Raw genomic sequence first — 14,939 nt, 5'->3', positions numbered from 1 at the left:
TGTCTCTCAAAATTATTTTCCGTTGGTTCCTGTTGCCCAAATGGCATCTTCTGGTAAATATACGGTGATATTGCCTGGTGTTTTGGTTCTGATATTCTTATACAGCACAAGATTACCATCGTTTTGTAGTAATAACACGGTATCACTTCCACCTTTTCCATTGGTACCTGAAGCCCATTTGGGTTTATCATCACTTGTATATGCCACAAGATTTCCATCTCTCTGAACATATAGGAGGCTTACACCTTTTCCATTGGTACCAGCTGCCCATAGTACTGTAGAACCTTTTTCTAGTACCACATTTCCATCGTTTTGAACTGTAAGTGCATAAACCCCATTGCTTGATTTTAGAGTTTGTCCTCGATTAAGGGAGCTTCTATTCTGGATTCTAGAGTTGATAATTTCAGCCTGCGAGTACACATATCTTGTATCTGAAGACCAAATAGCGTTGTCTCCATCTTTATAAAGCACCAAATTACCATCATCTTGCATTGCAAGTATGCAACTATTATTTCCTTTACCGTGAGTATTAGAAGCCCAAACAGCTCTGTCGCTTGAAGTATATGCTACCAAATTTCCATCTTGTTGAACTTTGAAATAGCTTACACCTCTATTGGCTGTATTGGTTTCCCAAATTTTGTCACCATTTTTTGTAATAGCTACATTACCATTATCCTCTACGATCAATTTGTAAACACCGTTTGGTGAAACGCGGCTTTCGCCAACTTTGAGTGATGTTTCGGCAGTAACAGCACTTTCTGTTGGTATAGAGTTAGATTTGCTTGGTGCGTTTGTGCCAGGGCCAGTTCCACCAATATAGGCTTTCCAACCAGTTACTTCTCTTGGTCCTTTTTCTTGGTAAGTTACCCCAAACTGGCCTTCCAAACAAAGTTTAACAAATCGGTCAATTGAGCCTTCTGGGTATGGAATTTCAATTCGTTTCCAACATCTCCATGAGGTTCCATTACAACAAGTAATACATCTTTTGCCCCATTTGATACCTGTGATACTGTAGTCGTTACATTGTTTATCTTCGTATCTACCAGCGCCGATTTCGAGTTTACCACGACCAATTGCTCTAAAGTTCCAACCCAGTTCGTTGGTACGTCCACCACCTAGTTCGAGCATTGCGTCGAGTTTTCCACCCATTCTAAATCCTAAAACAGATGCTTTTCCTTCTGCTTCTACTTTTGCCATGGCATTAATCATAAAATTGCCATTTGAGAAGTTGACACCAGCATTTAAGCGAGTTTTACAAAGAACTTCAGCAGAGTAGGAAACAAAGTCTACACCAAAGGCACTAAGTCCGCCGTTTTTCTTTTCTTCATAACTTAGGTCTAGCCCAACATAAAGAGCAGAAAGTGTTTTGTTGTCACTCTGATATAAGAATCTAGGTAAATCAGTCAGGAACGGAGCTAATTCTTTTGGCGCATCACTATGCTTGGTATCGCAAGCAATACCCAAAATAAAGGTTCCGTTGGCATTCATGCCAAATAGCTCAGCTTTTACTTTTGCTCCCAAAAAGAATCCAGCGCTACCTTTGATATAAGCCAAGGCATCGACCTTGACCATTTTGTCTGAAAACTTAAGGTCACAGTTAATTTTACATACGACACTTGCCGTACAGAAATTGACTTCCGCATTGGCTTCGCATATCTTCTCCTCCTTGGCGTTGAGCATTCCCGACCATAATTCCATGCTACCACGGATGATTGGAACACCCCCACAATTGCCCGACACAAAGTCGAGTGAGAGTTTTACTTTTTTGTAATAGGTAACTTTTTCGGGTACGCCAGTACTGCGGGCATCACCCAAGAAAAATACGCTGAATTTATTATCAGCAGTATTAAGATCAAATCCACCGCCTAGGGTTGTCCATGTGATTGGTCCCATTACGAAACCCGTAACTCCAGTAGATACCTTGATGGAGGCTCCCAGTTCAGTACCAAACTTATTATTTTTGGTATCGTTGATAGAGTAATATTTGAGCGTCATGGCGGCCTTTATCTTTGCGCCCTCAAACTCACCTTCACCTTCGAATCCGATTTTTGAACCAGAAGTAGCAATCTTTACTTTGGCTAAAGCCCTAAATGAAGTAGCGTCAATTTTAATTAACAACTCATTCATTTTGAACGCATGTCCTTTTCCATCAAAATCGGCGATGTAGAAGTTTACGTCCGAATCAATATTAATAGACTTGGTGTCTACTTCGACGCCACCTGCAAAACCTAATGCCCATTTTACAGTACTTGGGTTGTCTAATGCCACTTTATCTTCAATGGCCTTCAAACTCATGTTGTCGAGAGATGCCCCTTCTCTTTGCTTTTGCGTATCTTCGCTTGTTACGCCTGTGCGTTTGCCATCTTGATCAATATGTGTATTGGCATTGTTGAACTTGCTAGTACTGTTGATTTTTGCAACCTCATCTTCCGACATTTTAAGTAAGTCATTGAGCTCACTTTGCTTAAGTGCCGCGCCACGAGAGTATACAATTCTTCGTACTTTGAAAGCTGCTGGGCCGTACTTGAGTGCATCCTGACTTAGCGAAGCTGAAATAAGGAATTTACCCGTTGTAGACCATTTGAATACCTGTACTTCTATTGGGAACAAACGCTCCTTCCAAGAGACTCCTCCAAAACCTTTAGACTCCTCGGTGCCTTTTGAAGCACCTGCATCTTTGGTTGAGGTATCCACATACGATTTACCATTAGCAATAGCCTCTTTTTTCTCTTCGTCAGCTTTTTTCTTGGCAGCATCAGCCTCTGCTTTTTTCGCAGCTTCTGCTTTGGCCTCTTCGGCTTTCTTGGCTAATTCATTCTGAGCAGGCTCAAGTTTTTTGATAGTCTCTTTTAACTTATCACGCTCTTTTTCTTTGTTGGCAAAATTTGACTCGTATTGTTTCCAACGAGCATCGATATCTTTTTCTTTGTTTTTGGCTGCATTTTCAGCTTCAACTTGATTTTTCTCGTCTTGTTTGGCTTGCTCAGATTCTCGGTAAATGCTACCTGACTCAGACCATTTACGGGTGAGAGCCACACGTTTTACCTTCACTTTCTCTTGTTCCTTACTTAGGTCATCATACTCTTTTGTAAGGTCAGCTTTTAGTTTTTCAAGAGCAACCAGTTCTTTTTCAACTGCTTCTAGTTTTTGCTTGGCATCGGTATACTCCTTAGTTCCTTTGTTTACTGCTTGTGTTGCTTGTTCAGCTTCGTTTTTAGCATTTTGATCTTTTATTAAGGTTTCCTGCTTATTCTTAGCTATTTCTGCATCTGAGAGTCTTTTGCCAAACTTATCAGTCGAGTCGGTTGAGGTGGTTTTAAGCGGAGATTCGTCCCATTCGATACGTAATGAACCTTCTACCTCATAACTTTTATCATCGACGTTACCTTTGATGGTAATATTTTTCTTACCAACCGTTTTGAAACGCAAACTACCGAATCTTAGCCCGTCTTTGGATGTACTCAGGTCAATGTTAGGATAAACAGAACCGCCAACTACCGAGAAACCAAGAGAGTTGATAATAAGGTAGTTATCTTTGTCAGTATTGATAGTACCACCCAATCCAAAGCCTTTGAATCCTGAATAGATTTGGAAACTTTTGATATAGCACATCCATTTATCGGCTACACCAAAACTAGTAATGGTGTCCGACTTACCGATGATCAGTGTTTTTAAGTCAAATTTCTTATCGATTTCAAGTTTTTCAATCAACAACGGTTTACCATTAGACTTAAATCTCCAAACCTCAGGAAGTGATACAATACCTTTCATCGAGATACCCGACTTTTTGAGTACCGCAGATGCAGGGTCAATTCCTGCTGAAACCACTCCTAATGTAGGACCAATAGGGAATTTGAAGTAGTCCTTGTAAGGGTCTTCTTTTGGTGTTTTATCTGGCTGTCCATTGGCATCTTTTTTATCAGTAATTGGTTTGCTGGCTGTCAGGTCTTTCGTATCTTTCTGAGCATTAGCCTGAGGGAAAGATATCACATATTCTTTGGTATCTGCTAGTTCTTCGAGACTCACAGGGGCAAATGCCAAAAGCATTGGTTCCTTTTCGGGGACTGCGGTCAAGCCATTGTCAAGTTTTGCTAATTCTTTGGCAGCCTCATCTTTTTTGGCTTGTGATGAATTTTTAGCAGCAATAATATCTTTTAAATCATTCTTATTGGCTTCTTCTACTTTAGCTTTGATTTCTTTTTGCTCAGCTTTAGCATCTTTTGCAGCCGTTTCGCGTTTGGCAGCATCTTTATCTGAAATTTTGTCATCAAATTTCCCAAACTTCTTCTCTTTATCTGGTACTTTTTGAGAAAGCTCCATTTTTCCGAAAGTAATACCCATCATTTCTTTTTGAGTAAATTCCATTTCGGAAGCTCCGATTTTTCCTTCGCTACCTAGTTTAGTTCCCTTGTTGTCAAGGTGTTGTAGACGAATGTATGGCTCACCAATAGGATTACCTTGAAGCGTAATTGGGGCATAACCAAATAAGAGAATTTTGGCCTCAGTCTCAACGAAGTTTATGCTACTTTGAGTAATGATAGCATTGCCAGCATTTTTCTTGTTCTCATCTTTAAAAACTTCAATATTTTTGTAAGTAAGGGTTTTAGTAGAACCCGCTGAGAAAATATTAGCCGTTGAATCTTTCCCTAATTTTCCTTTGTCAAGGTAAAGCAAGCCAGATATTTGGAACGTTTTGTCTGTCAACTTCACAATTCTGTCGACGCTAATGGTAAAGCCCATTAGTTTATTAAACTTCGGCATATCCTTATCTTGTTTCACCATGTAGAAAGGTTTTCCACTTGGTTTGAGATATGGCTGTGCCAACAAGGCTGTGAATGATTGTTTGGTATTAGCGTAATCAGCGTGTGAGAGTTCAACCTCAAATTCTTCCCCTTTAGGAATCGCTACCTTAAATCGTCCATTCTCATCAGTTTTTGCTTTGCTTCCACTCACAGAGACCTCTACACCTGCAACACCTTTGTATGGGTCACCTGCTTTTCGGCCTTCTCTCACACCCGGAATGGCAAAAGTACTATCATATACTACCCCATAGAAGAAACTAGTAGGTTTGAGTCTTACCTTAACTACAACTGTATCATTTTTGGTATACTTATTAGGAAGAGGCGCCGTGATTTCTTCCTCTAAGAACTGAGGGCTAGCAGTGGTGTCATTGCCTACTACCTTTCTGTTGAGGACTTTTATACTAATTTCCTTTTTAAATGTTTTGGATACGTAACCACCTTTCCAACTTTCCTTATTCTTATTTTTACCAGCGTAAGTAGCTTTTCCAATGGTTCGTTCTTCATCCTCAATGTTTAATAAGGCGCTAACGACATTCGAAGAGTCATTGGCACTGCGCATACCTGATGACTTGATAATATTTGTATAAGCAATTACCTGATAGATGGTTTCGTGCTGAAGAATTATACTATCACAATTGAAGCTAGCCGAAGGAGTAAGACCTGGGTCTTTAAAATTGTTTTTGAAAAAAGTATCTTTTTGTTCATCATTTTCATCCTTAATAAACTTCATTAAGGGTAAAATCTTCTTCTTATTTTCATCAAAGTCTTTTCCAGTGATAGCTGTTCTTTTGAACTTCTTAGGGTTAGCATACGCTACATCATAACCATCAAAAGTTACTTTTACAGAATCATTCATGACTTCATTGTCTCCTGGTTGAATAAAGTAAAAATACCCTTGCTTGTTGGTTTTTAAAGTACTTCCTTTATACGAAACAGAGACTCCACTAAGTGGTTGTTGATTACGCCCATACACACGACCCTCATAATATGATGCGCTACCACTAAGTACAAAGTTTTGAGTGATATCTTTCTGGTCGTAAATCAAGGTGTGTTCTACAACATTTGAGGTAATTAATGGATCTATCGCCTTGATTTTGAGCGTAGTTTGTTTTGGCACATTTGCTAGAATGTGAATAGAATATTTTCCATCCTTATCGGTTCGTGCCGAAAGTTGTCCTAATTGAATAGAAACATTTGGAGCAGGATACATCTTATCTCCGATCTTTCTCTCCACTACGCCAGCTATTTCAGGCGGAACAGCTCCTCCATGTCTAAAATGATCTTTGACTAAAGGTAATTGTCCCTCCTTCAAATCCAACATTTTTTCTAGTGGTTGATACGAGGCATTTCTATATTTATGCTTTACTCTAACAAAAAACGGTTCGCCATATATATTGGGAAATAAAGCAGAAATAGGGTTACCTATAAATTCTGATACTTTAATCAGCTTTTCGCCTCCAGAAGTGACAATTGGTTTCTCACCGATAAGATTTCCAGCTTCTTTTAAGTAAGGGTTGGCTAAAACGATTTTTTCATAAATATAAAGACCCACTTCCTCTATCGTATTGTTTTGGATAGATTCACCAGCAGGTAAGAGCTCTGGGTTGATTAAGAGCCTTGGTGAATAGCGTATCGTATTGGCCAACAAAATCAGTTCGTCGACTGTTTTAGTACCTTCATCGTTGGGTTTGACCGATAATTTACTAACAGCTGGAGCAAATACATTTTTGTCAAACTCAGCTACAATATATAAATTCTTGACATCTGTCAGTAACTTCAAACTGGCTCCATCTATGCTATATTCTCCTTCAGCATTTGTGTGTACTGTCGTAACGCGTTGTGGATTACTCGACTTGAGGTTTTCTGCTGTTAACTCAACAGAAGAATTATAGATGATAACTGTCGCCGCCTTGCCTAGTGGAAACTTTTTACTTCCTGGGGTATTGCTTGGGTATGGTTCGTAGTTTATTTCACGGTAACGTTCTTTGTCTTTAGGTATCAAAAGAGGGTCTGTACTACGAAGGTTTTCCTCCGAACTACGGAATGCCCAACGCACATTGCCTTTTATTACTAATGGCACTTTTTTAGCAGCCATTGGCGAGTTTGCCAAGTCAATGATGTTAGAAGTGGCTTTAATACCCTGCTCATTGATACCCGTCACACGCATTTCGTAACTTTTGTTCGGATCTAAATTATTGATAACAAAAGTATTATAAAGACCACTTTGAGATGCTGGAAGGGTCACCGTTTTCCATTCTTTGGAAGCTTTATCACGAAATTCTACCGTAAAATTTTTGTGCGTGTTATCTCCTTTCCAGTTGAATGTCGCCGATTTTAGATCATCAGTCCAAGCTACTTGTAAGTTGGTCGGAGGGTTGAGCTTTACCGCTTCTCCGTAAGTAAAGTATTGTATTTCGCTATAACCATTATTTCTAAAAACTCCTACATCTTCGCTACCACGCTTGGCTACTGCTTGTACACGATAGGCATACGTGCGCCCAACAACCAATGGAGGCATGGTTGCATTATAATTCAAAACAGTATTTCTTGTACGAGTTTGATAATAAGCAGGTTGTGAAAGGAAAAGATTTTGAACATTTCCTTGAAAACCGTTATTCAACATCAAATCGGTAATGGTAAACTCATACTCTACGTCGTTGACGTTGTTATGACGTGGCGCCCACTGAAAATTGATATTTTGGGGATTGGTTGGCGTTACACTAATCTGATTTTGTGGCATTACCCAAACTGGAGGTTCGTTGACTACCAACCAAACTGGTGTACTCCACTGAATACCCGAAATAGGGCGGTTGGTTTGGAAATCGATAATTTCGACACCAAAACGAAATGCGCCTTCATTGAATGGTTTTCGGTATTGCTCTGGAGTTATTTTAAGGTTGTATTGCTTAAAATAATTGGCAACTTGAGGCGCAGGAATGTTATATACCTGACCTTCGACCAGCGTAATAGATGGTTCGCCTTGTACAAAATCGGTACTTTGAATCAAAAATCCTTGTCCTTCGATGTACACACGAATACGAAAAGCACGAGAGGCAATATTCTTATCATTCATTTGAACTTGAATAGATAAGTTGGTCTGTGCTGGATTGCTAAAATCAGAGAGATATACGGGATAAGGGGGAAGCTGTGTAAATCTAGCTACCACTGGAAAATATTGTTGAGCTACACCTTGTAACTGTCCCGCAACAAGCAACAAAGTCAGTACGATTAGCTGTTTGAAACGTACCGAGATTTGATATGTATGAAGGCCTAGTTTAGCCATGTCTTTCAGTATTAATTAGTTAAAAAGAATAAGAATACCCAATGTTACCGTTGAGGAATGTAGAAGATTGATTTTTGACTACACTCGAACTCAAATTGAGGTTATGTCCTTTAGCTGGCGACCAGTTGGCCATGAGCATGATGTTCATGACTGTGAATGAGGTACTGATATCGTTGGTCTTGCTTTGGGTGGTCAGTGCCGAGAAACTCAAATTAGTATTGATTTTTTCGATAAAAGTTTTTCGTATAGCCACCGTCGGACCAAAACCTCTGAGCGAGCTATTATAAAAATCATTTCCGAAATAGTTGACGCCCAGGTTGATAGCCGCTTTTTGTTTGGTGAAGTTGATATTGTAGCTGGCTGTACTGGTCACTACGTGGCTTTGACTAGTGGAATCTACCGTGTTGTCTCGTTTGTTTCTGGAGTTGAGATAACTAGCATTGAAAGTCAAAGTCGTTTCCCTGGTTTCGGTTTTCTTGAGCTGCTTGATAAGGTTATAACCAATCGTTTGCGAAATCAATGAAAATTGAAGTGAGTCAAGTGGTTGCCCTGGTACTCTGGTAATATTATTGTAAATGGTGTTGACAAATCGATAAGATTGGAAGTTTGAAAAGTTAAGTCCCATTGAAAGACCATTTTCCAAACGGAGATTTGCATTCATAGCGCCAATAAACCTACTTTGTTTACTTGCTTTTGTATTCTGCAAGTCATCACGCTGTAGACCTACATTACCACTTATGTTGAGCTTGTTGTTGAGTAAATTTTGAGTAACCATCAACGTATAGTTTTCTAGGTCATTTACAAAATAATACCCTCCTAAGGTTGTGTAGTTTGGATCTATTCGCTCATAGCCTACCCCCAAAATGGTGTTAGTTTGAGCGATATTGTAGTTGATATTTGATTTAAAAGCGTGGTATGACTCAGTGGTGGCATTGTTTTTATGAAAAATACCTGCCAGTGATTTGATAGAAGAAGATGCGTATTCTCCGCCTTGGTCTTTGGTGACAACACTATTGGCATAATCCATTACGATTTGGAGTTTGTGAAAAAGTGTTGTACTAAAGTTTAAGCCCATCACCAAATTGTCCTTAGGATTGATTACGCTGTTTTGATAATAGCGTTTATCCTCAGGAATCGAATTAGCCACATCGTAAGCCTTGAACATGGTAGTTCCGATGGTGAATTTCCCTGGATTATATTCAACTTTATAACCATACCCCATACGCTCGAAAGTCGGCCCTGTGGTAGTGGTATCAGTAAATTGCCCTCTGAGTAGTCGTCCACCCATCAATTGAATTTTCCAGTTGGTGGGTGTAAGCTCCAAACCACCGCCTACAAACTGATGACCATTGAGTGTGTATGGCGAGAAAGTCATATAGTTGGTACCAATATGAGCTGTTATCCACTTGTAAGTAGGATTAAAACTCAACTGGTTGAAAGAATAGCCTTGAGAAAGACTAATATTTCGGTTGGAATAATTCAATATTACGGGTACATTGATCGTACCCAAAATATTGAAGTTTAGCGTTCCCGAAAGAAAGTAGTTGAAGGGAGAATCATTGTTTGGCAAGCCTGCGCTAAAAACACCATTGGCCGTCAATCCCCCCGAAACTACGAGTGGTTTTGCTTTGACAATGTTTTCAAAATCTACATTTTGTGCCTTCATAGGAAGGCTTATCATGGTACAAAAGAATACCACCGCTAAGTAGCTTATCCTTTGTAAATGTGTTATATGGTAAAAGTGTGACATATCTTTAAAATCTTTACATGAAGAGATATATAAAATCTGTGTTGGGGTGCCCTAGCGATAAATCAATACCTTTTTGGTAATTTTCTGGTCGCCACTTGTCAGAGTGATAAAGTAAATCTGCTCTGTTTCGTTTTCTGGAATTTCAACCACCAGAGATTTTAAATCATTTTCGCTGTAAGATTTCTGATACAAAACTCCCTTCGTTGCTGACTGCACACTAATGTCAAAAGCTTTCTTGTCTACATTGTCAAGACTTAAGGTTACTTTATTGCCAGTAGTAGGATTGCCCATAATGGTAAAGTCTATCGCTGGCTGTGTTGCAGTTGGAGCAGGGAAGTTTCCATCGTTTGCTTTGTCAACAATTTGAATTTCTTTGGTCAGTGTGTACAAACAGTTATCAATCGTAGCTAACTCTTTTACCTTGTATGTACCTACTTGAGCGAAAGTCAATTTAATACTGAAGGCATCTTGAGAAACCATTTTTGCACTGGTTGGATATTCCCACGCAATAGTTGTTGGAGTAGGGTTGGTCAAATCAATTGCCACAACAGCTTTGTCGACTGGTGCTGAGCTAGGCATCGCAAAAAGGATATTGATATTCTTGATTGGAATCACTTTGATTTGTTGAACACCACCACAGCTATTCTCATCCAATATTTGTATTGTGTATGTTCCAAGGCTATCTGCTTTTATGGATGCTGTTGTTTGAGTTTTTCCATCTGGATAAGTCCATAAGTAAGTTTTACCCCAAGGAACAGATGTTGCACTAAGGTCAAATGATTTTGAAGGACAAACTTCAACCTGAGCAGCTAAGCCGATAACACGAGAATCGGGGCTAGTCATAGTGATACTGTTTCCTGTGATTTGACATCCTTTGGCATCAGTAATAACCAGTTGTGTAGTTCCTCCTGCACATACATTGATAGGGTTGGCAATCGTTGAGTTGATGCCTGCCCATGCGTATTGATAAGGAGCTATACCGCCTTCTACGGTTGAGCTGAGTAGCGCATCGCAACGACCAAAGCAGGTAGGAGCTTGGTAAGCGGTAGTCATTTTATAGCGACTAATGCTATCTTGAACCGTTGCTTGAATCGTTGTTACACAGCCCGATACATCTGTAACGGTTGCTACATATATGCCTGAAACTAGCTTATTGATACTAGGCGTTGTTTGGCTTGTTTTATCCCAAGTATAACTATAAGGGCTGCGACCGCCAGCGGCAAGTATTTGTACCTCACCAAGTGGGGTCGATGCGCAATAGTTAGCAACAGTCTGGCGTACTGAAGCTACCAATTGTGTTGGTTCGCCCAATACGAAGGTTTGCTTTTCGGAAACACCATTGCTATCTAGTACCGTTACCTGATAAGTTCCTTTATCAAGTGTTGATAAATCTAAGGTATTATTCGAAATCGTTTGAGCTTGTCCATCTACTATGCGTTGCCAGTTTACTTGGTAAAAAGGTGAGGTTGGTAATTGAACACCACCCGCAATGGTCAAGGTAATTTTGGCATCAGCTTTTCCAAAACATGTAATAGAGTCTACTTTTGAAGTAATAGCTATTTTATCAGGAGCTACCATCTTTTGGGTAAGGATAGCATTACAAAGATTTTTATCCGTAGCTTTTACCTGATAATCTCCTGTGCCAAGAGCGCTTAGTTGAGAATTTACCCCATCGGCTGTTATAGTGGTTTGGATATTAGAAGTCAAAATAGTACTTGGTAAAAGTGACCATTCAACACCATAAGGCTGAGTTCCACCAGAAATGTTGACTGCGATTGTACCATCATTTGAGCTAAATGATTTTGGGCGAACAGCCTTTTGTAAAGTAACTTTTAATTGTGTTGGTTCTTGAATTTGCAAAGTAGTATTTGCCAAAACTGTACAGCCTTTCGCATCAATTACTTTTACGGTATAAGAGCCTTTGTCTAAGTTTTCGATGGTTTTAGCATTACCAGTACCAAATGCTACAGGCGTAGCTTGGTTGAGAATATATTGAAAACCGCCATAGTCACTCGTACCAGACAAATTGATTTTTCCATTTTTTTGTCCAAAACAAACTACATCACTAGCGCTAGCTGAGCCTGTTGGTTCGTTTGGTCTGTCTACAGGAACTGCTCCTTGAACTTTACAACCAATACGGTCTGTAATGGTATAGTTGTAAAGTCCTGCAGGTAAATCAACAATTCTATTGAAGGTATTATTATTGAAATTAGTCCATACTACCGAAAATGGTGCCCCTGCTCCTCCCGAAGGATTTACTTCGACAGCGCCGTCCTTGTCGCCAAAGCAAGTGACTCTTCCTGTGAGCGTAGCCACCGTAATTTCACCATATTGTGTATGAGTAATACCATTGCTCAATCCTGACTTACAACCTAAGTTTTCACATTGCGCATTGAAAGTCGCAGTACTCGACGAAGTATGTGTTTGACCTTGTGCTACTTCAAAATTATTGGCAAACCAGTGTACAATACCGCCTTCACAGCCAGTAGCTGATAAGGTAAATTGTTCGCCAACGCATAGACCATTAGGTTTGTTAGTAGAAATTGTTGGGGCAATGATAGTTTTTACTTGTAGGTTTACTTCACTACTCATCAATGCACCACACGGACCAGTGATTTCGACTTTATATTTTTCATTATCATTGAAAGAGAGTGTTGAAAATGTATAAGTACTTGCTGTAGCACCGTCGATTTTTACGCCATTTCTATACCATTGGTATCCTTGAATTGTACCTGATGCATTTACTGAAAAAGTTGCATTAGAATTGACACAAACGCTTGTAGCTTGTGGTTGTTGCGTTATAGAAATTGGAGTATTAACTGTTAAAAGCACTTCGTTGCTATTGATGGTATTTGTAGAACAAACTCCCTGACCAAACACAATTACTCGATATGCCCCTCCATCGCAGTCTGGGCAAACGATGTTTCTGGTATAGCTAGCATTGGTTGCTCCAGCGATATTTACGCCTTTGTATTGCCATTGATATGAACCAGCGTTATTGGCAGTAACATTAAAAGTCATAGATTCCCCAACGCACTTAGTTGCTGATAATGGTTGTTGAGAAATAATAGGTGTAGGGGTTACATTTATGAGAACTTCATTACTAATGACATTACCACAAAGGCCTTTTACTTCGACCTTGAATTTATCGCCGTTGGTGCTTCCTACAACACTATACGTGCTGTCGGTGGCGCCAGTAATAGCGACTTCATTTTTGTACCATTGGAAACCAGTAATATCTCCTTGGGCTTTTACTCTAAAAGTAGCTGTGCTACCGTTACATACATTTTGTTCGGTAGGTTGAGAGGTAATAGATACAGGGGTATTTACGACCAAGTTGACAACATTACTCACAATACTACTTGATAGACAAGCGCCTGCTCCTTGGATACGAACTTTATAGGCACCTTCATTACATGATTTACAAATATTGGTGAGTGCATAGGTTGCATTGGTTGCTCCGCTGATGTCTACATCATTAAACATCCATTGGAAAGTGCTTGCATTACTTGCAGAGACACTGAAAGTGTATGCTTCGCCCACGCATTTGGTAGCACCAACAGGTTGAGTAGAGATACTAGGCAGTGCATTAACATTTAAAGTAGCTTCGGTACTGGTTACGTCTCCGCAAGTTCCTTTTACTACTACCGAATATTTATCACCATTCATCGAGGTTTGGGCAGTGATGACATACGTCGATGCAGTTGCGCCAGTAAGGATTTGTCCATTTTTATACCATTGATACCCCGTAATATCTCCTGTAGCAGTTACGCTAAAAGTTACAGCAGTTCCTTCGCATACTGTTTGAGTTTCGGGATCATCTGTAATGTCTACTGGAATTTTTACCACTAAGTCTGCTGCATTACTTGTCACGCTTTCTCCCGCACAAGCACCTGTTCCGAATACTTCAACCTTATAAGCTCCAGCGTCACATACATTACAAATACTGGCAATATTATAGCTAGCGTTAGTTGCACCAGAGATATCGCCATTATTCAATATCCACTGATACCCTCCCGCATTACTAGTAGTAACACTAAAGGTATAAGTTTCGCCTACACATTTGGTAGCGCCAACAGGATTGATAGAAATGCTTGGTTTAGCATTAACATTTAAAGTAGCTTCAGTACTGGTTTGATCTCCACAAGTTCCTTTTACTACGACTGAATATTTATCACCATTCATCGAGGTTTGGGCAGTGATGCCATACGTCGATGCAGTTGCGCCAGTAAGGATTTGCCCATTTTTGTACCATTGATACCCCGTAATGTCGCCTGTAGCAGTTACGCTAAAAGTTACAGCAGTACCTTCGCATACTGTTTGAGTTTCGGGATCATCTGTAATGTCTACTGGAATTTTTACCACTAAGTCGGCAGCATTACTTGTTACGCTTTGACTAGCACAAGCACCAGTACCCGACACCTCAACTTTGTAGGAACCTTCATCACATACATCACAAATACTTGCGATATTATAAGTAGCGCTATTAGCTCCTACAATATCTTCATTGTTCAATATCCACTGATACCCACCTACATTACTAGCAGTAACACTAAAGGTGTAAGTTTCGCCTACGCATTTGGTAGCGCCAACTGGGTTAACAGAAATGCTTGGTTTAGCATTAACATTTAAAGTAGCTTCAGTACTGGTTACGTCTCCGCAAGTTCCTTTTACTACGACTGAATATTTATCACCATTCATCGAGGTTTGGGCAGTGATGCCATACGTCGATGCAGTTGCGCCAGTAAGGATTTGCCCATTTTTATACCATTGATACCCCGTAATGTCGCCTGTAGCAGTTACGCTAAAAGTTACAGCAGTACCTTCGCATACTGTTTGAGTTTCGGGATCATCTGTAATGTCTACTGGAATTTTTACCACTAAGTCGGCAGCATTACTTGTTACGCTTTGACTAGCACAAGCACCAGTACCCGACACCTCAACTTTGTAGGAACCTTCATCACATACATCACAAATACTTGCGATATTATAAGTAGCGCTATTAGCTCCTACAATATCTTCATTGTTCAATATCCACTGATACCCACCTACATTACTAGCAGTAACACTAAAGGTGTAAGTTTCGCCTACGCATTTGGTAGCG

General features: G+C 39.9%; 2 protein-coding genes and 1 pseudogene. All 3 read right to left on the bottom strand.

Going from position 1 to position 14,939, the window contains the following annotated elements; translation table 11 throughout:
• Positions 1 to 12 precede the first annotated feature (12 nt).
• Positions 13 to 8,085, bottom strand: coding sequence for a fibronectin type III domain-containing protein (locus BWI92_RS15505; protein WP_095164175.1), 8,073 nt, complete (start codon positions 8,083 to 8,085; stop codon positions 13 to 15).
• Between the two features lie 19 nt (positions 8,086 to 8,104).
• Complete coding sequence (locus BWI92_RS15500; RefSeq protein WP_176464441.1) at positions 8,105 to 9,751, bottom strand: hypothetical protein; 1,647 nt, start codon at positions 9,749 to 9,751, stop codon at positions 8,105 to 8,107.
• A gap of 135 nt (positions 9,752 to 9,886) precedes the next feature.
• A pseudogene (locus BWI92_RS15495) lies at positions 9,887 to 14,939 on the bottom strand (hypothetical protein); the annotation flags it as partial.

The sequence above is a fragment of the Flectobacillus sp. BAB-3569 genome (assembly GCF_002270355.1).
Lineage (GTDB): Bacteria > Bacteroidota > Bacteroidia > Cytophagales > Spirosomataceae > Flectobacillus > Flectobacillus roseus.
Note: the sequence above shows the minus strand (reverse complement) of the source record. Positions and strands in the feature narration are given on the sequence as shown.